Annotated in this window: 19 protein-coding genes; 8 read left to right on the top strand and 11 right to left on the bottom strand. The window is 71.4% G+C overall.

The window, feature by feature from the left end; translation table 11 throughout:
• Positions 1-23: 23 nt before the first annotated feature.
• Complete coding sequence (locus ACIO9J_RS33435; RefSeq protein ID WP_402008334.1) at positions 24-926, bottom strand: acyltransferase domain-containing protein; 903 nt, start codon at positions 924-926, stop codon at positions 24-26.
• 121 nt (positions 927-1047) lie between these two features.
• On the opposite strand from ACIO9J_RS33435, the gene ACIO9J_RS33430 reads away from it, so the two are divergent.
• Positions 1048-1341: a DUF6343 family protein gene (locus tag ACIO9J_RS33430; RefSeq protein ID WP_402007851.1), complete on the top strand. Its 294-nt coding sequence runs from the start codon at positions 1048-1050 to the stop codon at positions 1339-1341.
• Here the strand turns inward: ACIO9J_RS33430 and ACIO9J_RS33425 are convergent.
• From ACIO9J_RS33425 to ACIO9J_RS33410, 4 genes are all read right to left on the bottom strand, one after another.
• Positions 1338-1754, bottom strand: coding sequence for a tetratricopeptide repeat protein (locus ACIO9J_RS33425; protein ID WP_402007849.1), 417 nt, complete (start codon positions 1752-1754; stop codon positions 1338-1340). The genes ACIO9J_RS33430 and ACIO9J_RS33425 overlap by 4 nt on opposite strands.
• 96 nt (positions 1755-1850) lie before the next feature.
• Entirely contained in the window at positions 1851-2234 is a 384-nt protein-coding gene (locus tag ACIO9J_RS33420; RefSeq protein ID WP_402007847.1) for a DUF3592 domain-containing protein, read from the bottom strand.
• Positions 2235-2312: 78 nt separating this feature from the next.
• Positions 2313-2915, bottom strand: a complete 603-nt coding sequence (gene coaE / locus ACIO9J_RS33415) for a dephospho-CoA kinase (protein WP_402007845.1) — start codon at positions 2913-2915, stop codon at positions 2313-2315.
• 23 nt (positions 2916-2938) lie between these two features.
• Positions 2939-3877, bottom strand: coding sequence for a PAC2 family protein (locus tag ACIO9J_RS33410; protein WP_402007843.1), 939 nt, complete (start codon positions 3875-3877; stop codon positions 2939-2941).
• A gap of 230 nt (positions 3878-4107) precedes the next feature.
• On the opposite strand from ACIO9J_RS33410, the gene ACIO9J_RS33405 reads away from it, so the two are divergent.
• The gene (locus ACIO9J_RS33405) at positions 4108-5073 is read left to right on the top strand and encodes a sheath polysaccharide-degrading enzyme (protein ID WP_402007841.1); all 966 of its coding nucleotides are present in this window, start codon (positions 4108-4110) and stop codon (positions 5071-5073) included.
• Positions 5074-5229: 156 nt separating this feature from the next.
• On the opposite strand, the gene rpsA is transcribed toward ACIO9J_RS33405, so the two are convergent.
• Positions 5230-6741, bottom strand: coding sequence for a 30S ribosomal protein S1 (rpsA, locus tag ACIO9J_RS33400; protein ID WP_402007839.1), 1512 nt, complete (start codon positions 6739-6741; stop codon positions 5230-5232).
• A 356-nt stretch (positions 6742-7097) separates the two neighbouring features.
• Between rpsA and ACIO9J_RS33395 the strand changes: the two genes are divergently transcribed.
• Together ACIO9J_RS33395 and hrpB are read left to right on the top strand one after the other, a co-directional pair.
• Complete coding sequence (locus ACIO9J_RS33395) at positions 7098-7919, top strand: class I SAM-dependent methyltransferase (RefSeq protein WP_402007837.1); 822 nt, start codon at positions 7098-7100, stop codon at positions 7917-7919.
• A 4-nt stretch (positions 7920-7923) separates the two neighbouring features.
• Positions 7924-10500 (top strand): ATP-dependent helicase HrpB, encoded by a 2577-nt coding sequence (hrpB, locus tag ACIO9J_RS33390; protein ID WP_402007835.1) that lies wholly within the window; start codon positions 7924-7926, stop codon positions 10498-10500.
• Here hrpB and ACIO9J_RS33385 read toward each other — a convergent pair.
• The 5 genes from ACIO9J_RS33385 to polA form a co-directional block, all read right to left on the bottom strand.
• Positions 10497-11501, bottom strand: a complete 1005-nt coding sequence (locus tag ACIO9J_RS33385; protein WP_402007833.1) for a DUF3068 domain-containing protein — start codon at positions 11499-11501, stop codon at positions 10497-10499. The genes hrpB and ACIO9J_RS33385 overlap by 4 nt on opposite strands.
• A gap of 19 nt (positions 11502-11520) precedes the next feature.
• Positions 11521-11655, bottom strand: a complete 135-nt coding sequence (locus tag ACIO9J_RS33380; protein ID WP_402007831.1) for an SPW_0924 family protein — start codon at positions 11653-11655, stop codon at positions 11521-11523.
• A 171-nt stretch (positions 11656-11826) separates the two neighbouring features.
• Complete coding sequence (locus ACIO9J_RS33375; protein ID WP_402007829.1) at positions 11827-13602, bottom strand: lytic murein transglycosylase; 1776 nt, start codon at positions 13600-13602, stop codon at positions 11827-11829.
• Between the two features lie 182 nt (positions 13603-13784).
• Entirely contained in the window at positions 13785-14753 is a 969-nt protein-coding gene (locus ACIO9J_RS33370; RefSeq protein ID WP_402007827.1) for a serine hydrolase, read from the bottom strand.
• 460 nt (positions 14754-15213) lie between these two features.
• On the bottom strand, positions 15214-17955 hold the full coding sequence (polA, locus tag ACIO9J_RS33365; RefSeq protein ID WP_402007825.1) for a DNA polymerase I: 2742 nt from the start codon (positions 17953-17955) through the stop codon (positions 15214-15216).
• A 124-nt stretch (positions 17956-18079) separates the two neighbouring features.
• On the opposite strand from polA, the gene ACIO9J_RS33360 reads away from it, so the two are divergent.
• From ACIO9J_RS33360 to ACIO9J_RS33345, 4 genes are all read left to right on the top strand, one after another.
• The gene (locus ACIO9J_RS33360; RefSeq protein WP_402007823.1) at positions 18080-20359 is read left to right on the top strand and encodes an FdhF/YdeP family oxidoreductase; all 2280 of its coding nucleotides are present in this window, start codon (positions 18080-18082) and stop codon (positions 20357-20359) included.
• Between the two features lie 69 nt (positions 20360-20428).
• Positions 20429-20923, top strand: a complete 495-nt coding sequence (locus ACIO9J_RS33355) for a PaaI family thioesterase (RefSeq protein WP_402007821.1) — start codon at positions 20429-20431, stop codon at positions 20921-20923.
• Between the two features lie 132 nt (positions 20924-21055).
• Positions 21056-21460, top strand: a complete 405-nt coding sequence (locus ACIO9J_RS33350) for a hypothetical protein (RefSeq protein ID WP_402007819.1) — start codon at positions 21056-21058, stop codon at positions 21458-21460.
• Positions 21457-22050: a Tat pathway signal sequence domain protein gene (locus ACIO9J_RS33345; RefSeq protein ID WP_402007817.1), complete on the top strand. Its 594-nt coding sequence runs from the start codon at positions 21457-21459 to the stop codon at positions 22048-22050. Before ACIO9J_RS33350 ends, ACIO9J_RS33345 begins: the two co-directional genes overlap by 4 nt.
• Positions 22051-22166 lie beyond the last annotated feature (116 nt).

Raw genomic sequence — 22166 nt, 5'->3', positions numbered from 1 at the left:
CGCCACTCCGGGTGATCCACCGGCTACAGCGGAAACCAGCCATGCCCTCCGTACCAGTGCCCGCCGGACCGCAGATGGTCGCCGACCGCCCGTTCCACCGTGGTACGCCTGGACAGTCGGTCCACGGAGAGGGCGCGGTCACCGAAGACGAAGCCGACCGGAGTGCTGTCGTCCGGCTCCTGTCCATAACCGTCCGCGGGGCGGAATCGCTCCTGGAAGCGGACGATGTTCGAATCCGCGGGCAGATAGTCCCGCAGCTGCGGATCGAGCAGCCAGGAGTGGCAGACGGCTGTCTCATATCGTTCCTCGGGGAAGTGCCGCGCGAAGAACTCCCGTGCCAGGTCGATGGCGCGGTCACACGCCTCGGGGCTCAACGGCCCGCGGAAATCGGTGATGTGCAGATTGAGGCAGGGATCGCCGGGGCCCGCCGCGTGCCCGGCCCCGGCCGTCGCGCCGCCCATCCGCCCGCCCAGCACGGCCCGCTGGAACTGCAGCCGCCCCAACTGGTAGAGCTCGCCCCGGAAATGCAGTCCGGGCCAGTCCGGCACGGCCAGGCCACGGCCGCCGCGCGCCCTGCGGTGCACGGCCAGATGCCGCCCCAGGTCGGCGAGCGTCCGGCGCGACACCTCATCGGGTATGCCCCGGCCCCGGTGGTACTCCCGTACGTACGGCAGCGCCGCCACGTACACGTACACGCAGAAGCAGCGCCCGAGCTCCCCGAGCCCGTCCGGCAGCACCGGGAAGCCGGGGTTGCCGCCGGGCCTGCCCATGTCGCGTACGAGCGCGTCGACGCAGCGGTCGAGCAGCCACCGCGCCTGCGGGTCCTCCCACAGGCGGTCGCGCAGCGCCACCAGGCCGTTGACGTCCTCGTGCGGCACGGCGAGGTCGAGCAGCACGTCGGGCAGCTCGTCCGCCTCCGGAAGCACCGCCGCCCGGGGCGTGCCCGCGCCCTCCAGGCCCTTGAGCCAGCCGACGAGCCGTTCGTCCGCCCGCAGCGCCTCCAGCACGTGCTCACCCTCTTATCCTGGAAGGAGGAGATGACCTCTCATGAAGCGCACAGGCAGCGAACCGGTGACAGCACGCAGCCCGCTGCGCATGCGCCTCTGGTTCAGCGTATGGGGTCTGGTCTGGGCCGCCTTCGGCACAACCGTCTTCGCGCTCACCGGGCGCACGGGGTGGGCGGTGGCCTGCGGTGTGCTCTGCCTGGCGATCGCCACGGATCTGGCCATGATCGTGCGCCATCTGCGGCAGGGCCCGCACTACCAGCCGGGCCGCGCGATCCCGCCGTACGAACCGCCACGCACGCCGGGCACACCGCGCACGCCGCCGCGCGGGCCCTAGGCCCGGCCCGCGCCGCCGCCCTCGCGCCGGTCGCCCTCGCGCCGGTCTCCCTCGTCGTCGAACCGCGCGGCCGCCAGGTACTGCGGCTGCGGGTCGAGGGCCGCCGCGAGCCTGAAGTGACGCCGTGCCTGCTCCTGGCGCGCGCCGCGCTCATACGTTCGGGCCAGCGCGAAGTGCGCGAACGCGTTGTCCGGCTCGCGCTCCAGGACGATGCTGAACTCCAGCTCGGCGGCGCGCAGTTGCGCCGCGGCGAAGAAGGCGCGCGCCCGCAGCAGCCGGGCCGCCGTGTTCTCGGGGTGGGCCGCGATGACCGTGTCCAGGAGCTTCACCGCGCCTCGCGGGTCCCGTGCGGCAAGGAGCTGCTCCGCCGCACGGAAGTCGATGACGTGCGTCTCCGGGGTGATTTCAGGCACGCTGCATTCCTTCCCTCGCTCACCGGCGTCAACGCCCGCCGCGGCCACGCCTATTCCGCCCCGCGCCACACCCGGGTCCCACCGCGCGCCGAGGTGTCAGGACGCGACGGCCGCCAGGACGGCGCCGAGCACGACGAGTGCCAGGCCCGCGCCCACGAAGGCCCGGTCGAGCCCCGTGCGCTCACCGCCGAGCAGGACCGTCTCGCGCGGATCCTCGGTGTCGTACGCGAGGTGCACCCGGTCGCCCGACGCCAGCGGTCTACGCCGGGTGGCGGGCACCGGCGAGACCACCTCGACGACCCGCCCGTCACCCGTCTCGAATTGCAGCGTGGGCCGCTCCGCGCCCGGGGGCGCCGCCTTGACCAGGGCCTGCGCCACGGCTCCCGCGGCGCTGATGCGCCGGGTCTGCCGCAGGCCGTACGCCCCGGCCAGGGCCGCCACCAATCCGCCGAACGCCGTCAACGCCGCCAGTACGACCACGGCCCGCCTCCCCTGGGACAACCGGAACGACGCATCGTGAACGCGCCCGGCCCCTCGGAAAGTGCCCGGCCGCCAGGACTAGTCCTTCCGCGCCCGCCGCGCGAGGTCCGCCCAGACCGCGTCGACCCGCTCGGCGAGCCCGTCGACGGGCCCGTCGTTGTCGACGACGACGTCGGCGATCTCCAGGCGCTTCTCGCGCGTGGCCTGCGCCGCCATCCGCGCGCGGGCGTCCTCCTCGCTCATGCCGCGCAGCCGCACCAGGCGGTCGAGCTGGGTCGCGGGACTCGCGTCGACGACGACCACCAGGTCGTACAGCGGCGCGAGGCCGTTCTCGGCGAGCAGCGGGACGTCGTGGACGACCACCGCGTCCCCGGAGGCGGACTCCTCCAGCTCGGCGGAGCGGGCGCCGACGAGCGGGTGCACGATCGAGTTCAGCACGGCGAGCCTGTCGGGGTCGGCGAAGACGATGCCGCCCAGCTTCGGGCGGTCCAGGGAGCCGTCCGGGGCGAGCACCTCCCGCCCGAACGCCTCAACGACCGCGGCCAGACCCGGAGTTCCCGGCTCCACCACCTCGCGGGCGATCTTGTCCGCGTCGATCAGGACGGCACCGCGCGCCACGAGCAGCCGCGACACCTCACTCTTGCCGGCGCCGATACCGCCGGTCAGGCCCACCTTCAGCATGACCGGCAGCTTAGGCCCTGGCGTTACGCGTCGCCCTCCCGCTCGGCGAGGAAGCGTTCGAATTCAAGGCCGATCTCGTCGGCGGAGGGGATGTCCATCGGCTCGGCGAGCATGTTGCCCCGCTCCTGGGAACCGGCCGCCGCGTCGTACTGGTGCTCAAGTCCCTGGACGAGCGCGACGAGCTCCTCGTCGCCCTCCTGGATCTGCCGGTCGATCTCGGTCTGGGTGCGGTGCGCCTCGGTGCGCAGTCCGTGCGCGACGCCGGGCAGCACCAGACCGGTGGCGGCGGTGATCGCCTCCAGGACGGTGAGGGCCGCGTCCGGGTACGCGGAGCGCGCGATGTAGTGCGGCACGTGCGCGGCCACGCCGAGCACGTCGTGGCCCGCTTCGAGCAGCCGGTACTCGACCAGGGACGCCGCGCTGCCGGGCACCTGCGCCTCGTCGAACGGGCTGCGGTGGCCGGGCACCAGGTCGGTGCGGTTGCCGTGCGGCGTGAGGCCGACGGGGCGGGTGTGCGGCACGCCCATGGGGATGCCGTGGAAGTTCACCGACAGGCGCACGCCGAGCCGCTCCACGACCTCCTTGACGGCCGCCGCGAACCGCTCCCACTCGATGTCCGGCTCGGGCCCGGAGAGCAGCAGGAAGGGCGCACCCGTGGCGTCCTGGACGAGACGCACGTCGAGCGTGGGCACCTCGTAGTCGGTCCAGCGGTCGCGCCGGAAGGTGAGCAGCGGGCGGCGGGCGCGGTAGTCGACGAGCCGGTCGTGGTCGAAGCGCGCCACCACCTGCCCGGGAAGGCTGTCCGTGAGCCGCTCGACGATCTGGTCGCCGGTTTCGCCCGCGTCGATGTATCCGTCGAAGTGGTAGAGCATGACAAGACCGGCCGACTCCTGGGCGAGCGCCATGTCGACCACGGCGAGGCCCTTCGGCTCCCATGCGTACAAACCCTGCGGATCAAGCACTGTGACCGCTCCTCCTCGTGTTCGTAGGGAAGAACGCGCACGGGGGCAGGGGCATTCCCGGCCATGCCGCACCGATCGGTGTTCGTATCCGTGAACTCCCTTACCTGGTCCATACCTTGACGCGCACATGCCCCGCCTCTACGTTCATTCACGTTCACGTCAAGACTCGCTGTCCACATAGCTGAACGCTGACGCAACTTCTCCCCCAGAGAACCGACGGGAAGGCCCCCATGCGCACCCGACGAACCCTGCTGACCGCTCTGCTCGCCACGGCGGCCGCCTCCGGAGGCCTGGCGACGGCCGCGACCGCCTCGCCCGCCCCCGCGCGGACCGTCGAGGTCTCCACCGCCGCCGAGCTGAAGAGCGCCCTGACCGACGCCTCCCCCGGCGACACGATCCATCTCGCCGACGGAACGTACTCGGGGAACTTCAAGACGTCCGTGGCGGCGAGCGCGAACTCCCGCATCACGCTGACCGGTTCGGCCAAGGCGGTGCTCACCGCAGGCGGCGGCTACGGCCTGCATCTGAACGGCGCCGCGTACTGGACGGTGAAGGGCATCACCGTCACCGGCGGCCAGAAGGGCATCATGATCGACTCCGCGCGAGGCGTCGTCGTGGACACCGTCACGGTGCACGGTCTCGACATGGAGGGCGTCCACTTCCGCAAGTCGAGCAGCGACGGCGTGATCAAGAACTCGCGGATCTACGACACCGGGAACGACGACCGCGGCATGGGCGAGGGCGTCTACGTGGGCAGCGCCAACACGCTCTCCGACAAGAGCGACAACGTGACGATCACCGGCAACACCATCGGCCCGGACGTGGGCGGCGAGGCGATCGACCTCAAGGAGGGCACCACGGGCGGCAAGGTCTCCGGCAACACCTTCGACGGCAAGGGCCTGACCGGCAACAACTACGACGACTCGTGGATCGACGTGAAGGGCAACGACTACGTCATCGAGAACAACACGGGCAAGAACACCACGAACAACGGCTACGAGACCCACACCCAGCAGTCCGGCTGGGGCTGCGGCACGGTCTTCCGCGGCAACAGGTCCACCCTGACCGGCTCGACGGGCGACAAACAGCTGGCGATCAACGTGACGAACTACAGCGGCAGCTGCAGGACGACGGTCTACGCCAGCAACACGGTGACGGGCGGCAGGGGCCTGACGAACATAGCCGTGACGCCTTAAGGAGCAACGTCCCGCAGGGACGAGCTCTTTAGGGGCGCGGGGAACTGCGCGCCCAGCCCCACCGAACCCGCACCCGAAAACAAAGAAGCGGGCCCGCACCTCCGAAGAGGTGCGGGCCCGCAACGTTCAGCTGCTGCTACCGCCTAGAGGCGAGATTCAGCTCTGGCCACCGGCAAGCTTCTCGCGAAGCGCGGCGAGCGCCTCGTCCGAGGCAAGGGCGCCGGAGTTGTCGTCCGACTCCGAGGAGTACGAACCGCCGCCGCCACCGCTGGACGCGGCCGGAGCGGCGCCGGCCGGAGCCGCCGCACCCTCGGCCTCGGCCTGGGCGTCCGCCTCGCGGGACTTGATGACCTGGGCCTGGTGCTGCTCGAAGCGCGTCTGCGCCTCGGCGTACTGGCCCTCCCAAGCCTCACGCTGGGTCTCGAAGCCCTCGAGCCAGTCGTTCGTCTCGGGGTCGAAGCCCTCGGGGTAGATGTAGTTGCCCTGGTCGTCGTAGGACGCGGCCATGCCGTACAGGGTCGGGTCGAACTCGACGGCCGACGGGTCGGCACCGAAGGACTCGTTGGCCTGCTTGAGGCTCAGCGAGATCCGGCGACGCTCGAGGTCGATGTCGATGACCTTGACGAAGATCTCGTCGTTGACCTGGACGACCTGCTCCGGGATCTCCACGTGGCGCTCGGCCAGCTCGGAGATGTGGACCAGGCCCTCGATGCCCTCGTCGACGCGCACGAACGCACCGAACGGAACGAGCTTGGTGACCTTACCGGGAACAACCTGCCCGATCTGGTGCGTGCGGGCGAACTGCTGCCACGGGTCTTCCTGCGTCGCCTTGAGCGACAGGGACACGCGCTCGCGGTCCATGTCCACGTCGAGGACCTCGACGGTGACTTCCTGGCCGACCTCGACAACCTCGGAGGGGTGGTCGATGTGCTTCCAGGAAAGCTCGGAGACGTGCACGAGACCGTCGACGCCGCCGAGGTCCACGAACGCACCGAAGTTGACGATCGAGGAAACGACGCCGGAGCGGACCTGACCCTTCTGCAGGGTCGTGAGGAAGGTCTGGCGGACCTCGCTCTGGGTCTGCTCGAGCCAGGCACGGCGGGACAGGACCACGTTGTTGCGGTTCTTGTCCAGCTCGATGATCTTGGCCTCGAGCTCCTTGCCCACGTAGGGCTGGAGGTCGCGGACGCGGCGCATCTCGACGAGGGAGGCCGGCAGGAAGCCACGGAGGCCGATGTCGAGGATGAGACCACCCTTGACGACCTCGATGACGGTACCGGTGACGATGCCGTCTTCTTCCTTGATCTTCTCGATCGTGCCCCAGGCACGCTCGTACTGAGCGCGCTTCTTGGACAGGATCAGACGGCCTTCCTTGTCCTCCTTCTGGAGAACCAGAGCCTCGATCTCGTCACCAACCGCGACGACCTCGTTCGGGTCGACGTCGTGCTTGATGGAGAGCTCGCGGCTCGGGATGACGCCTTCGGTCTTGTAACCGATGTCGAGCAGGACCTCGTCCCGGTCGACCTTCACGATGACGCCGTCGACGATGTCGCCGTCGTTGAAGTACTTGATCGTCTCGTCGATCGCGGCGAGGAAGGCTTCCTCGTTACCGATGTCGTTGACCGCTACCTGCGGAGTGGTGGCGGTGGTCTCGGTGCTGCTCGTCATGTGGGTAAGGGCTCCGGTACGGACATTGAAGTCGTAGGTACTGCAACGCGCCGGAGCCGATTTCGCTCTGCAGAAGCCGGACAGCCTAGGAAGCGCGACTCCCGCGAAACGGAAGGCGCCTCGACAACCGAGGGGACATACAACAGACGCGAGCGCAGCCTGCTATGTCTGAGGAGCGCAGGCTCGCAGCGCAACTTGTAGCATACGGGGGCTGCCGGGCAGGGTCAATGCGCGAAGGCGCACACCCGGGGCGGAACGCCGCATACCCGGCACAATTCCTGTCGCATGAGGCCACACGGGCCGCACGGCGCCCCCTTCGCGACGAGATTCGATGAAGGATACGGAAGATTACGACGATGGAGCCGATCATCCAAGAGTCCGAGCTGCCCGAACCCGAGGCCACCCGGCGTGACGCGAACGTCACGGAGAGCAGCCGTGCGAACCGCGGTTGGTGGGACCGGAACGCCGACGAGTACCAGAACGAGCACGGCACATTCCTCGGGGACGACCGCTTCGTGTGGGGTCCCGAGGGCCTCGACGAGGTGGAGGCGGAGCTGCTGGGTCCGCCCGAGAGCCTCAAGGGCAAGGACGTCCTGGAGATCGGTGCCGGTGCCGCCCAGTGTTCGCGCTGGCTCCTCACCCAGGGCGCCCGCCCCGTGGCCCTCGACCTCTCGCACCGCCAGCTCCAGCACGCGCTGCGGATCGGCGGCACGGTGCCGCTGGTGCAGGCCGACGCCGGGGTGCTCCCCTTCAAGGACGCCTCCTTCGACCTCGCCTGCTCCGCCTACGGGGCGCTGCCCTTCGTCGCCGAGCCCGTCCTGGTCCTCAAGGAGGTGCGTCGCGTGCTGCGCCCCGGCGGGCGCTTCGTCTTCTCCGCCACGCACCCCATCCGCTGGGCGTTCCCCGACGAGCCGGGACCGGAGGGCCTCTCCGTAGCGGCCTCCTACTTCGACCGCACTCCTTACGTGGAGCAGGACGAACAGGGCAACGCCGTCTACGTGGAGCACCACAGGACGATCGGCGACCGGGTGCGCGACATCGTCGCCGCCGGCCTGCGGCTCGTGGACATCGCCGAGCCGGAGTGGCCCGCCTGGAACACCCAGGAGTGGGGCGGCTGGTCCCCGTTGCGCGGGAACCTGATCCCGGGAACGGCCATCTACGTGTGCGTACGAGACTGAGTGCGTGACCGCTCTCCGTTACGACGCCCTGGATCTGCCCGTACGCGACGCGCTGCCCGCCCTGCGCACCGCTCTGGAGGGGCCGGGCAGCGCCGTGCTGTGCGCCCCGCCGGGGACGGGCAAGACGACGCTGGTGCCGCTGGCCCTCGCCGGTCTGCTCGACGACGCCGTCGGCGGGGGCGGCGGGGAGCGCCGCGTCGTCGTGGCCGAGCCCCGGCGGATCGCCGCACGGGCCGCCGCGCGCCGGATGGCGTGGCTGCTCGGCGAGAAGCCGGGCGAACGCGTCGGATACACGGTGCGCGGGGAGCGCGTGGTGGGGCCCCGCACGCGCGTGGAGGTCGTCACGACCGGCGTCCTGCTGCAACGCCTCCAGCGGGACCAGGAACTGAGCGGCGTCGACGTCGTGATCATCGACGAGTGCCACGAGCGGCATCTGGACGCGGACACCGTGGCGGCCTTCCTGGTGGACGTGCGGGCGGCGCTCCGCCCCGAGCTGCGCCTGGTGGCGGCGTCCGCGACGACGGACGCCGAGGGCTGGGCGCGGATCCTCGGTGACGCCCCCGTAGTGGAGGCACAGGGGATCGCGCACCCCGTGGAGGTGGTGTGGGCGCCGCCCGCCCGCCCCGTACGGCCGCCGCACGGCATGCGGGTCGACCCCGCGCTGCTGACCCATGTGGCGTCGATGGTGCGGCGGGCCCTTTCCGAGCGCTCGGGCGACGTCCTGTGCTTCCTGCCGGGGGTCGGTGAGATCGCCCGGGTGGCAGGGCAGTTGGGCGGGCTCGGCGACGTCGAGGTGCTACAGGTGCACGGGCGGGCGCCCGCCGCGGTGCAGGACGCGGTCCTCGCCGGGGGCGGGCGGCGCCGGGTGGTGCTCGCGACGTCCGTGGCCGAGTCGTCCCTGACGGTGCCCGGGGTGCGGGTGGTGGTGGACTCGGGTCTGGCGCGCGAGCCGCGCGTCGATCACGCGCGCGGGCTGAGCGCCCTTGCGACGGTGCGGGCCTCGCAGGCCGCCGGGCGGCAGCGGGCCGGCCGGGCGGGACGTGAGGCGCCCGGCGCCGTCTACCGGTGCTGGGCCGAGGCCGAGGACGCGCGGCTGCCGCGCTTTCCCGCGCCGGAGATCAAGGTGGCCGACCTCGCCGCGTTCGCCCTTCAGGCCGCGTGCTGGGGCGATCCGGGCGCCGCCGGGCTCGCACTGCTCGACCCGCCGCCCGCCGGTGCGCTCGCGGCGGCGCGGGACGTCCTCGCGGCGGTCGGCGCCGTGGCCGCCGACACCGGCCGGGTGACCGCGCGCGGCACGCGGATGGCCCGGGTGGGCCTGCATCCGCGCCTGGCCCGCGCCCTCCTCGACGCGGCGCCCCTGGTCGGCACCCGGCGGGCGGCGGAGGTGGTGGCTCTGCTGAGCGAGGAGCCGCCCCGTGAGTACGGGGACGACCTCGCGGGCGCGTGGCGCTCCGCGCGCCGGGGCGGCGACGGGTACGCGGCCCGCTGGCGCACGGAGACCCGGCGGCTCGCGGCCGCGGCGAAGGACTCCGCCGCGCGCGCCGACGCCCCCGAGGAGACCTCCTGGAGCGAGGACCGGGTCGCGGGGACGGTCGCGGCGCTCGCGTTCCCCGAGCGGGTGGCGCGCTCCGTGGGCGGCGGGGTCTACCTCATGGCGGGCGGCACGCGTGCCGAGGCGCGGCAGGGGTCCGCCCTGGCCGGCGCGGAGTGGATCGCCGTGGCCGTGGCCGACCGGCCGGTGGGCGCCGGGCACGCGCGCGTACTGCTCGGCGGGCACATCGACGAGGACGTCGCACGGCGCGCGGCCGCCCCGCTGCACTCCGAGGGCGACGAGGTGGCCTGGTCGGGCGGCGATCTCGTGACGCGGCACGTGGAGCGCCTCGGCGCGGTGGAGCTCACGGTGCGGCCCCTGAAGAAACCCGACCCCGCTCTGGTGCGCGAAGGGCTCCTCGCCGGGCTGCGGGAGGAGGGCACCGGGCTCCTGAAGTGGTCGCGCGGCGCCGAGGAGTTGCGGGAGCGGCTCGCCTTCCTGCGTCTGCGGCTCGGGCCGCCCTGGCCCGACGTATCGGAGGACGCCCTCTACGCGCGCGTGGACGAATGGCTGGAGCCCGAGCTCTCCAAGGCGCGGCGCCGGGCCGACCTGGGGCGGATCGACGCCGGGCAGGCGCTCGCGCGGCTCCTGCCGTGGGCGACCGGCGAGGCGACCCGCCTCGACGAGCTGGCCCCCGAGCGGCTCGCGGTGCCGAGCGGGTCGAGGATCCGGATCGACTACTCCGATCCCGAACAGCCGGTGCTCGCCGTGAAGTTGCAGGAGATGTTCGGGCTCGCCGAGACCCCGCGGATCGCGGGCGGCACGGCCCCCGTGGTCGTCCATCTCCTGTCGCCCGCGGGGCGCCCCGCGGCCGTCACCGCGGATCTGGCGTCCTTCTGGGGCGACGGGTACCGGGCGGTGCGGGCCGAGCTGCGCGGGCGCTACCCGAGGCATCCATGGCCCGAGGATCCGGCGACGGCCGCCCCCACCCGGTACACCAAGGCCCGCCAGGCCCAGCGGGACGCCGGTCAACGGGGCGCGGGAAGCTAGGCGTTGAGTGGTTCCGGCTCGGGTTCAGGCTCGCCGGACGCCGTCGGTTCCGGGTCGCCGGGCCTGCGGCCGCGGGCCTCCAGCCAGAGGGAGAGCGCGAGCAGCAGGACGCCGAGGATCAGGAAGCCCCAGGGCAGGTACGAGGTGAGCAGGAGCACCAGGACGCGCTGGGACTTGACCAGGTCGACGGTGTTCTGGATGTAGTCCTCGCGCATCTTCACGTGCCCGGCGAAGACGGTGACCTTGTCGCGGCCGCCAAGCAGGGTGCCGCCGCGCAGTTCGTTCTTCTGGTTCTCCTCGCCGTAGACGGGCGCCCCGGTCGTGGGGTCGACCCAGAACTTGCGGACGGTGGTGTACCAGCGGGTGGTGCCGGTCTTGGCGAGGGACTCCGGAGTGATGCCCTTGACCGGCATGGTCTTGGGGAAGGGGACCTTGGTCCAGGGGATGGTCTGCTCGAAGTAGTAGACCTTCACGCCGCGGAAGTCCTGGGTGCCCTTGTAGTGGATGGGCCGGGTGATGCGGGCCTGCGCGTCGAAGTACTCGTAGTCCCTCTTCTCGGTCAGGAAGGGCCACTTGAACTCGATGCCCTCGCGCTTGACCGGGTCGCCGTCCACCATCTCGCCGGTCGCGTGCACCGGCTCCTGGCTGTGCGCGTCGAAGATGTAGCGCTCGGGGACCTTGGAGACCATCTTGCCCTCGGCGTCCTGGACGTAGGAGAGGGCGTCCCAGACGACGACGTCGCGGTCGGCGCTCTTCTCGATCTTCTCGGAGGCCTCCACGTTGCCCTTGAGGGTCTGCACGATGGTGACCTTGTCGACCTTCTTGGCCGTCATGGAGCCGTAGTCGATGAGGGTCGGGTTCTTCGCCTCAAGGACCGCCTCCTGGTACTGGCTCGGCGGGATCTTGGCCAGGCGCGGGAAGGCGTACCAGCGCATGAGCGGGGACATCGCCGTGAAGAACACGGCGAAGGCGAGCAGGACGAGGCTGGCCTTGCGGCGCATCGCGCGACCCTCCCTACGTCTATGGGTGTTTGGGGACAGTGGTGAGGAGCGGCTTGGGGGACGTCTCGCCCGGTGGGGCGCCGATCGCCGTGATCGTCAGGACCAGGGCGAACGCGACGGCGAGGCCGCCGGCGGCGGCGATGAGGGCGCGCATACGGGGCCTCCTGAAGCGGCGTACGGCCGGAACTGATAGGGCGTCAGGGCGGGCACCGTAGCAACGGAAGGGCGAGATGAGAACACGTTGCACAAACACGGACCGCCCCTCCGCCGTGGGTGGCGGAGGGGCGGTCCGAGGGAGTCGCGCGGCGGCCGTGCGGCCGCTCGGTCAGCTGCCGGTGGAAGGGCTCGTGGAGGCGCTCGGGGACGTGCTCGCGGAGTCGGTCGGCGAGGGCGTCGCGTCGGGCTCCGCGGCGGTCACCTTCAGTTCGACGGTGAGGACGGCGCCGCCTTCCGTGGTGATGCGCAGCAGATAGGTGCCCGCAGCGTCGTCCGCGTACATCTTCGGGAGCTTCAGCACGCCGTTGGCGTCGGTCTTCAGGCCCTTGAGGGTGCGGACCGGCTTGCCGTCCGCGTCCTTGAAGTAGGGGCCCTTGTCGTTGGCCGTCGCGTCCGTCGCCGACTTGATCATGGTGGCGGTGGCCGCGACGCCGTCCGCCGCCTTGCCCTTGTACGTCGCCTTGACCTCGACCTGGTCCGCGAACTCCTTGCCCGCCTCGCACGTCAGCGCCTTGTCGCTGGTCCTGGCGAGCACGTCGGCCTGGCGCGCGGTGACCTCGGCGTCGAACTCGACACCGGCCACCGAGCTGCCCACGACCGTGGCGCGCACGGCGAACGTGCCGGCCTTGGCGCCCGCTTCGAGCTTCGGCGCGGTGGCCTTGCCCCAGACGCTCGTGGTGACGGTGGCGCTCCGCGCGCCGCCGTCGAAGCGGGCGTCCGTGTCGCCGACGACGGTGAACTTCACCTTGGCCTTGGGCACGTACGCACCCGACTTGGTCAGCGCGCGGACCGCGACGCGCTCGGTGAAGGCGTCGCCCGTCTTCGCGACGAGGTCGCCCGTACCGGCGTTCGCCAGCGTGCCGACCCGCTCGGCGGGCGAGGGGGTGGGCTTCTCGGTGCCGCCGTCGCCGGGCTTGGGGTCGGGCTTGGTGCCGCCGCCGTTGTTGTTCCCGGGCTTCGGCTTGCCGGGCTTCTCCTTGCCGGGGTTCGTCCCGGGCTTCTGCGCGGAGGAACCGGGCCGCTTCGGACCCGGGTTCGGGCTGATCGACGGGAAGCGGGTGTCGCTGCGGTCGTCCGGCAGGACGCCCTTGCCGTCCGGGACCTCGTGGGTGCCCTTGCGGTAGTACTCCAGCCACGAGAGGACCGTGTTGAGGTACTCCGTAGAGCGGTTGTAACTCAGGATCGCCTTGTGCAGGTCGGCCTCGACGGCCAGATCACGGTCGTTCGCGCAGAGGTAGTAGCCCGCCGCGAGCGCCGCGTCGTAGATGTTGTTGGGGTCCTTCTTGCCGTCGCCGTTGCCGTCCCTGCCGGCGGTGGCCCACGTCGACGGGATGAACTGCATGGGGCCGACCGCGCGGTCGTGGGTCGTATCGTCGTCGTACGCGCCGTCGTCGGTGTCGGTGATCTTCGCGAAGCCGTTGCCGTTCAGGACCGGGCCGAGGATCGGGGTGAGCGTCGTGCCGTTGGCGTCGACGCGGCCGCCGCGGGCCTGGCCCGACTCGACCTTGCCGATGGCGGCGAGCAGTTGCCAGGGCAGGTTGCAGCCCGGCTTGGCGCCCGCGAGCTCGGTCTCGGCCTTCTTGTACGCGTCGAGGACGGTGGCGGGCAGACCCGCCTCGGCCTCCTTGTCACCGCCGCCCGGCGGGGCGCCGGTCGGCGGAACGGGGCTCTGCAGGGGCGGCAGGTCCGTGTAGTAGGGCGAGTTGCCGGTCGCGGAGTCACCGCCGGGCGGCGGGGTCGCGTCCGAGGCACCCGCGGCCCGGTCGTCGCGGGGTACGTCCGTCGCGCCGGGAGCCTGTGAGGCGGCGAGAGCCGCCACCGCCGCCGCGGCCACCGCGGTGGTCACCGCTCCCCTGCGCAGCCGCCTGCCGATAACCGGCGCCATGACCGAGCCACCCCTCCCCATTGTCGACACTTACGCGTCGCCCCCGCCTCCGTACACGCTTGCCTTCGTACGCGCGTGCTCCCCAGCGGGGCGTCTCAGGCGACACTACGACAACTTCCGGTGTGCTAGAACCCGTTCGTGCCCGATATTCACCAGTTGGCCAACTGACGGGGACAGGCCTGTTACGAGGCCGCGTCATCCTCCCCGGGAGCCTCGGGAGAATCGGGAAACTCGGCGGCCGAGCCGTCCGGCACCTCACTGATCTCGCTCTCCGGAGTGAGCCCCTGCCCGACGGCGCGGCCCTTGTTGAGACCCCGGTGCACGGCCTGCGCGACGCGTTCGACGGTGCGCACCCCGTACGCCATCGACGGGTTGCCGTGCGACATGACGACGATGCGGTAGGTGCGGCCGCCGCCGGTGAACGCGCCCATGCTGTGCACCCGCCAGCCGTGGGTGGCGCGCGGCAGCCAGCCGTTCTTGAGGTGGGCGCGGACGCCGCGCGGCATACCCGCGGGCACTCCCCAGCGCTGGTCGCGCCGTACGTCGGCCATCTGTCGCAGCCCGTAGGCGCGCGCGGCGGGCTTGAGTACGTCGCGGGCGCCGGTCAGCACGCCCAGCAGCCGCTGCTGGTCGGCCGCGGTGGTCCGGGTCAGGCCCCACAGGCGGGACGGGCCGAGGGTGGTGGCGGTGGTGCCGACGCGGCGCAGGAAGCGGGAGAGATAGGGGTGGCCCAGGTCGTTCCAGAGCCGCTGGGCCGCGTTGTTGTCCGAACCGGTGATCATGGGACGGATCCTCCGCCGCTCCCACACGGTGAGCCCGCGCCGCCACTCCTGCGCGCGGCGCAGCGCGGCCTCCATCATCAGCACCTTGACGATGCTCGCCGCGTCGTACTGCCGCCGGCTCGCCAGCTCGCAGAACAGCCCGGTGCGGGTGTCGTGCACGGACACGGAGACACTGCCGCTCCTGGACGCGAGCGCCGCGCGGATGTCCTGGGACATCCGCGCGGCGAGAGCGGGATCGCGGCGCGCCGTACAGAGGGCTGCGCCCTGCCGAGAACCGGCGTCGGCCGAGGTCGCGGATATCGGCGCCAGAAGAGCCGTCGTGAGCGCCGCGACGATGGCCGTGCGGCGCTTTCGCAGGTGAGGGGCCATGGTTCATCCTGGCCCCTGGGCCTTGAACGGGGCGTGCCACCGGGGGCCACGCGAGTGAGACCCACACCCCGGTCCACGAGCCACTGCGTGGGGCTTGGGGCGACTCGCCGGTTTCGGCACCGCCGAAGGCACGGTTGTGCTGCGGAGCAGCAGATGCGCTGAGCAGCGAGGATGCGCTGGCTGCCCCTCGGCTGGCCGCCGCCGAGACGTGCCGAGCCCCCTCAAGGGGCGCGGGGAACTGCGCGACCAGCCACAACGCAGCCGCAGCCACACACGAAGCGGCAGCCCCACAGCACCCTCGCCGAGGCACCAACCCCACAAGGGGCGCGGGGAACTGCGCGACCAGCCACAACGCAGCCGCAGCCAGCCACAAACCCTCAAGCCCTCCGCTCCCGCCCGAAGGGCAAGCAAGCCCACCCGGAGCAGGCCAGCCCCGAATCCGCTTCCCCGCCCGGGAGGGCTAGTGCGCTGCGGATTCCCAGTCCGCCCCCACCCCCACCGAAACATCCAACGGCGCCCGCAGCGTCACCGCGCCCGCCATCTCCCCGCGGACCAGCTCCTCCACCTTCGCGCGCTCGCCGGAAGCGATCTCCAGGACGATTTCGTCGTGGACCTGGAGCAGCATCCGCGACTCCAGCTCCGCCTCCGTCAGCGCACGGTGCACGTTCAGCATCGCGATCTTGACGATGTCCGCGGCCGTGCCCTGGATCGGCGCGTTGAGTGCCATCCGCTCGGCCATCTCGCGGCGCTGGCGGTTGTCGCTGTTGAGGTCGGGGAGGTAGCGGCGGCGGCCGAGCATCGTCTCCGTGTACCCCGTGGCACGCGCCTCGTCGACCGCGCGGCGCAGATAGTCGCGCACCCCGCCGAACCGCTCGAAGTACGTGTCCATCAGGGCCCGCGCCTCACCCGCGTCGATGTTCAGCTGCTGGGAGAGGCCGAACGCCGAGAGCCCGTAGGCCAGGCCGTACGACATGGCCTTGATCTTGCGCCGCATCTCCGCGTCGACGTCGGAGCCGTCCACCCCGAACACCTGCGAGGCCACCGTGGTGTGCAGGTCCTCGCCGGAGGTGAACGCCTCCAGGAGGCCCTCGTCCTCGGAGAGGTGCGCCATCACGCGCAGTTCGATCTGGCTGTAGTCCGCGGTCATCAGGGACTCGAAGCCCTCGCCGACCACGAAGCCGCGGCGGATCGCCCGGCCCTCGTCCGTACGCACGGGGATATTCTGCAGGTTCGGGTCGGTGGAGGACAGTCGGCCCGTCGCCGCCACCGTCTGGTTGAACGTGGTGTGGATGCGGCCGTCCGCGGCGATCGTCTTGATCAGGCCCTCGACGGTCACCCGCAGCTTCGCCTGCTCGCGGTGGCGCAGCATGATGACCGGGAGCTCGTTCTCGGTCTGGGCCGCGAGCCAGGCCAGCGCGTCGGCGTCCGTGGTGTAGCCGGTCTTCGTCTTCTTCGTCTTGGGCAGGTTGAGCTCGCCGAAGAGGACTTCCTGGAGCTGCTTGGGCGAGCCGAGGTTGAACTCGTGCCCGGCCGCCGCGTGCGCCTCCTTCACGGCCTGCTGCACCGCGCCGGCGAACTGCTGCTCCATCGACTCCAGATGGGCGCGGTCGGCGGCGATGCCGTGCCGCTCCAGGCGGGCCAGGAGCGTGGACGTGGGCAGCTCGATGTCCTTCAACAGGTCGCTCGCGCCGACCTCCTGGAGCTTCTCACCGAAGGCAGTGCCCAGGTCGAGGATGGTGCGGGCCTGCGCCATCAGGGACTCCGCCTCGGCCGTGTCGTCCTCCTCCGTACCGAAGGCGAGCTGCCCGTCGGGGGCGGAGGCGGGCGCCAGCTCACGGCCCAGGTACTCCAGGGAGAGCGCGTCCAGGGCGAAGGAGCGGCGGCCCGGCTTGACCAGGTACGCGGCGAGCGCCGTGTCCATGGAGACGCCGTCGACGCGCCAGCCGTGCTCGGGGAAGACCCGCATCGCGGCCTTCGCGTTGTGCAGGACCTTCGGCTTCTCCGCGTCGGCGATCCATGCCGCGAACGCCTTCTCGTCGGCCTCGTCCAGGGCGGCCGGGTCGAACCAGGCGGCCGCTCCCCCGGCGGCGGCCAGCGCCACCTCGGTCACCGAGCCCGCGCCCAGCTGCCAGGTGTCGACCGTGGCCACGCCGAGGACCGCCGTGCCGTGCTCGGCGAGCCAGGGGGCGAGCTCGCCGGTGCCGAGCACCGTGCCGTCCAGCTCCACGCCCGGCTCGGCCGGGGTCTGCTCGGCCTCCTCGGCGCCCGGGTCGACGGCGAGGAGGCGCTCGCGCAGCGAAGGATTGCGGATCTCCAGGGTGTCCAGGACCATCGCCAGCGTCGTCCGGTCGTACGGAGCGCGCTCCAACTCGGTGACCGCCTTGGGCAGTTCGACGTCGCGCACCATCTCGGTCAGGCGGCGGTTGAGCTTCACCGAGTCCAGGTGGTCGCGGAAGTTCTGCCCGGCCTTGCCCTTGACCTCGTCGGCGCGCTCCACGAGGTCGGCGAACGAACCGAACTGGTTGATCCACTTCGCGGCGGTCTTCTCGCCGACGCCGGGGATGCCCGGCAGGTTGTCCGACGGGTCGCCGCGCAGCGCCGCGAAGTCGGGGTACTGGCTGGGGGTCAGCCCGTACTTCTCCTCGACCTTCTCCGGGGTGAAGCGGGTCAGCTCGGAGACGCCCTTGGTGGGGTACAGCACCGTCACGTGCTCGGTGATCAGCTGGAAGGAGTCCCGGTCGCCGGTGACGATCAGCACCTCGAAGCCGGCCGCCTCCGCCTGCGTGGCCAGCGTCGCGATGACGTCGTCCGCCTCGAAGCCGTCCACCGCGAACCGCACCGCGTGCATCGCGTCGAGCATCTCGCCGATCAGCTCGACCTGGCCCTTGAACTCGTCCGGGGTCTTGGAGCGGTTCGCCTTGTACTCGGGGAACTCCTCGGAGCGCCACGTCTTGCGCGAGACGTCGAAGGCCACCGCGAAGTGCGTGGGCGCCTCGTCGCGCAGCGTGTTCGCCAGCATCGACGCGAAGCCGTAGATCGCGTTCGTCGGCTGGCCCGTCGCCGTCGTGAAATTCTCCGCGGGCAGCGCGAAGAACGCCCGGTACGCCAGGGAGTGCCCGTCCATGAGGAGCAGGCGCGGACGCTGCTCGCCACTCGGCTTCGTCGCGGTCTCGGACTTCTTCTTCGCTGCTTTTTCTGCCACGTCCCCGATCCTGCCACGCCCCACTGACAGTCCGGTCCCAGGCAGCCCCGACCCCCGGCATTGTCACCGGTGCGTGGGAGGATCGGAGATGTAGCTCACGCACGTGCTCGAAGGGGAGCCGACCATGGCAAGCAAGCCGCCCAAGGGTGATCCGGTCCAGGACGCGCCGCAGGTCGCCGAGGTGCAGCACGCCGCGGCGGGCCTTCCCGCGATCGGGCACACGCTGCGCATCGCGCAGCAGCAGATGGGCGTGCGCCGCACCGCGCTCACGCTGCTGCGGGTCAATCAGAAGGACGGCTTCGACTGCCCCGGCTGCGCGTGGCCAGAGCCGGACCACCGGCACAAGGCGGAGTTCTGCGAGAACGGCGCGAAGGCCGTGGCCGAAGAGGCCACGCTGCGCCGTGTCACCCCCGACTTCTTCGCCGCGCACCCGGTGGCGGACCTCGCGACCCGCAGTGGGTACTGGCTGGGCCAGCAGGGCCGCCTCACCCACCCCATGTACCTGGCCGAGGGCGCCGAGCGCTACGAGCCGGTCTCCTGGGAGCGCGCCTTCGACATCGTCGCCGAGGAGATCACCGCCCTCGAGAGCCCGGACGAGTCCGTCTTCTACACCTCGGGCCGCACCAGCAACGAGGCGGCGTTCCTCTACCAGCTGTTCGCCCGCGAGCTGGGCACGAACAACCTCCCCGACTGTTCGAACATGTGCCACGAGTCGTCGGGCTCCGCGCTGACCGAGACGATCGGCATCGGCAAGGGCAGCGTCCTCCTGGAGGACCTCTACAAGTCGGACCTGATCATCGTCGCGGGGCAGAACCCGGGCACGAACCACCCGCGCATGCTCTCCGCCCTGGAGAAGGCGAAGAACAACGGCGCGAAGATCATCACGGTCAATCCGCTGCCCGAGGCGGGCCTGGAGCGCTTCAAGAACCCGCAGACCCCCCAGGGCATGCTCAAGGGCACCGCCCTGACCGATCTCTTCCTCCAGATCCGCCTCGGCGGCGACCAGTCCCTCTTCCGCCTCCTGAACAAGCTGATCCTGGAGACCGAAGGGGCGGTCGACGACGAGTTCGTGCGCGAACACACGCACGGGTACGAGGAGTTCACCGCGGCCGCGCGCGCCGCCGACTGGGACGAGACCCTCACGGCGACCGGCCTGGAGCGCGCCGAGATCGAGGAGGCGCTGCGCATGGTGCTCGCCTCGAAGCGCACCGTCGTGTGCTGGGCGATGGGCCTGACCCAGCACAAGCATTCCGTGCCCACCATCCGCGAGGTGGTCAACTTCCTGCTGCTCCGCGGCAACATCGGCCGCCCCGGCGCCGGCGTCTGCCCCGTGCGCGGCCACTCGAACGTGCAGGGCGACCGCACGATGGGCATCTTCGAGCGGCCCGCGCCCGCCTTCCTCGACGCCCTGGAGAAGGAGTTCGGCTTCGCGCCGCCGCGCCGGCACGGCCTGGACGTCGTCCGCGCCATCCGCGCCCTGCGCGACGGCGAGGCGAAGGTCTTCTTCGCGATGGGCGGCAACTTCGTGGCGGCGTCGCCCGACACGGAGGTCACCGAGGCGGCCATGCGCAAGGCCCGCCTCACGGTGCACGTGTCCACCAAGCTGAACCGTTCGCACGCGATCACGGGCGCGCGTGCCCTGATCCTGCCGACGCTGGGCCGCACCGAGCGCGACCTCCAGGGCGGCGGCGAACAGTTCGTGACCGTCGAGGACTCCATGGGCATGGTGCACGCCTCGCGCGGCCGCCTGGAGCCCGCGAGCAAGCAGCTGCTCTCCGAGCCCGCCATCGTGTGCCGTCTCGCGCGCCGCGTCCTCGGCGCCGCTTCCCGTACGCCCTGGGAGGAGTTCGAGAAGGACTACGCCACCGTGCGCGACCGCATCGCGCGCGTGGTCCCCGGCTTCGAGGACTTCAACGAGAAGGTCGCCCACCCCGGCGGCTTCGCCCTGCCGCACGCACCGCGCGACGAGCGCCGCTTCCCCACCGCCACCGGCAAGGCGAACTTCACGGCCGCGCCCGTCGAGTACCCGGCCGTTCCCGAGGGCCGCCTGCTCCTGCAGACGCTGCGCTCGCACGACCAGTACAACACCACGATCTACGGCCTGGACGACCGCTACCGGGGCATCAAGAACGGCCGCCGCGTCGTCCTCGTGAACCCCGCCGACGCCCGTGACCTGGGCCTGGCCGACGGGACGTACGCGGACCTCGTCAGCGAGTGGCAGGACGGCGTGGAGCGGCGCGCGCCGGGCTTCCGGATCGTGCACTATCCCACGGCCCGCGGCTGCGCGGCCGCCTACTACCCGGAGACCAACGTCCTGGTGCCGCTGGACGCCACCGCGGACACCAGCAACACCCCTGCCAGCAAGTCCGTCGTCGTACGCCTGGAACAATCCTCGATCGACTGAGCGTTCGCTCAGGACAGTGCCAGTGACTGTGGCAGTGACAGTGGTCGACGTCGAACGGAGCCTGACCCCATGGGCGAGCAGCACAGCGTGAAGTTCCCGCAGGAAGTCATCGACGAGTACGCGGCGCTCGGTGTCGATCTGCCCGCCCTCTTCTCCGCGGGCCACCTGGGCACCCGCATGGGCGTCCAGATCCTGGAGGCGTCCGCCGAGCGCGTCGTCGGCACCATGCCGGTCGAGGGCAACACCCAGCCGTACGGCCTGTTGCACGGCGGCGCCTCCGCGGTGCTGGCCGAGACCCTGGGCTCGGTCGGCGCGATGCTGCACGGCGGGATCAAGAAGCTCGCCGTCGGCGTCGACCTGAACTGCACGCACCACCGCGGCCCCCGCTCGGGCCTGGTCACCGGTGTGGCCACGCCGGTGCACCGGGGCCGCACGACCGCGACGTACGAGATCGCGATCACCGACGAGCAGGGCAAGCGGGTCTGTAGCGCGCGCCTGACGTGCCTGCTGCGCGACACCGACGGCCTGGCGAACCCCGCCGGCCCCGGCACCCCGGCGGCCTGACTCAGGGGCGCGCGTCCCGCGCCCGTCCCGACCGGTGCCCCGTACCGTCCGAGCGGACGGTGCGGGGCACCGGTGCATCCGAGCCGGAGCGACGCATTGTCGGAGCGTGCGCGTCCGGTCTAGCGTCGGCGCATGAGGCACCGGATACAGCTCTGTGCGCCCACCCTCGCCGCCGTCCTCGGCACCGCCCTCGCCGCCACCGGATGCGGAAGCTCCGGTCCCGACGGACACGCGTCCGAGAGCAAGAACCCCTTCCCGAGCACCAGCGCCACTTCTCCCGACCGGCTCTGCACCACGATCATCACCAAGTGGGCCCGGGAGATCTACGACTCGGGCGACGACACCTACGGCGACTACCAGTCGATGGGCCTGTCCAACGGCCAGTACATGATCCTGCGCGACGTCCTGGACGCCGCCCGTACCGAGCGCGAGCACCGATCGGCCGCCGCAGGGCGGAAGTTGATCGGCAAGCAGGCCCGCGAGCGGTGCGCCGAGCGCTACCGCGACGGCGGGCCGAGCGGCGGGCCGTGGGTGTGAACGCCATCGGCCCGGTCGAGCCGGGTGAGGACACCTACGACCACGAGAGCGTCGTCGTCGAGCCGGTGCGGCCCGATCCGCGCCGGATCCGCCACCGTCGCACCGCCCTGGCGGCCGCCGCGGCCGTGCTCGTCGGCGCCGCGGGACTGACCCTCTATCTGACCCGCCCCGAGCCGCCGCCCGAGCCCGCCCCGCCCTGGCCGTCGCAGAGCGTGGCCGTGACGTATACGGGCGAGATGTCCCGGCCGCGCGCCGGGGAACGGGACTTCACGTTCGCCGTCACCGTCACCCAGGAGTCCGGACCGCCGGTGGCCGTCCGGCGCGTCGCCCAGCCCTCGTCGGCCCTGTCGGCCGACACGTCCCCGCCCACCCCATTCACGGTGAAATCGGGAACCCCCCGGAAGTTGATCATCAAGATGCACATCCGCGAATGCGGAGAAGTGCCACGGAATGCCGGACTCCCTTTCCTGGAAGTAACACTGCGTAATGCGCGCGCAAACGAGAAGCAGAGTTACATCCTGGGTCCGGAATACGCGAATGATCTTTCCGGGGCTCTCACGGCCGCATGCCCGCGAACACGGGTGTCATGAGTCAAACACCCTTACAGTCCTGCCAGTTGTCCTGGAGATTCTCAGCATGCGGATACGTCGAGACCGGCAGAACAAGGTTCTATTCAGGCCCAACCACCCCCTGCGTTCCAGCCCGG

Origin of the sequence: Streptomyces sp. NPDC087300 (genome assembly GCF_044744425.1) — a bacterium.
Lineage (GTDB): Bacteria > Actinomycetota > Actinomycetes > Streptomycetales > Streptomycetaceae > Streptomyces.
Note: the sequence above shows the minus strand (reverse complement) of the source record. Positions and strands in the feature narration are given on the sequence as shown.

What these genes read in the sequence shown, in the direction of transcription:
- ACIO9J_RS33430 (WP_402007851.1), top strand. Translation starts at nt 1,048, where the DNA reads ATGAAGCGCACAGGCAGCGAACCGGTGACAGCACGCAGCCCGCTGCGC.
- coaE (WP_402007845.1), bottom strand. Translation starts at nt 2,915, where the DNA reads ATGCTGAAGGTGGGCCTGACCGGCGGTATCGGCGCCGGCAAGAGTGAG.
- ACIO9J_RS33405 (WP_402007841.1), top strand. Translation starts at nt 4,108, where the DNA reads ATGCGCACCCGACGAACCCTGCTGACCGCTCTGCTCGCCACGGCGGCC.
- rpsA (WP_402007839.1), bottom strand. Translation starts at nt 6,741, where the DNA reads ATGACGAGCAGCACCGAGACCACCGCCACCACTCCGCAGGTAGCGGTC.
- ACIO9J_RS33395 (WP_402007837.1), top strand. Translation starts at nt 7,098, where the DNA reads ATGGAGCCGATCATCCAAGAGTCCGAGCTGCCCGAACCCGAGGCCACC.
- ACIO9J_RS33385 (WP_402007833.1), bottom strand. Translation starts at nt 11,501, where the DNA reads ATGCGCCGCAAGGCCAGCCTCGTCCTGCTCGCCTTCGCCGTGTTCTTC.
- ACIO9J_RS33380 (WP_402007831.1), bottom strand. Translation starts at nt 11,655, where the DNA reads ATGCGCGCCCTCATCGCCGCCGCCGGCGGCCTCGCCGTCGCGTTCGCC.
- ACIO9J_RS33375 (WP_402007829.1), bottom strand. Translation starts at nt 13,602, where the DNA reads ATGGCGCCGGTTATCGGCAGGCGGCTGCGCAGGGGAGCGGTGACCACC.
- ACIO9J_RS33370 (WP_402007827.1), bottom strand. Translation starts at nt 14,753, where the DNA reads ATGGCCCCTCACCTGCGAAAGCGCCGCACGGCCATCGTCGCGGCGCTC.
- ACIO9J_RS33360 (WP_402007823.1), top strand. Translation starts at nt 18,080, where the DNA reads ATGGCAAGCAAGCCGCCCAAGGGTGATCCGGTCCAGGACGCGCCGCAG.
- ACIO9J_RS33355 (WP_402007821.1), top strand. Translation starts at nt 20,429, where the DNA reads ATGGGCGAGCAGCACAGCGTGAAGTTCCCGCAGGAAGTCATCGACGAG.
- ACIO9J_RS33350 (WP_402007819.1), top strand. Translation starts at nt 21,056, where the DNA reads ATGAGGCACCGGATACAGCTCTGTGCGCCCACCCTCGCCGCCGTCCTC.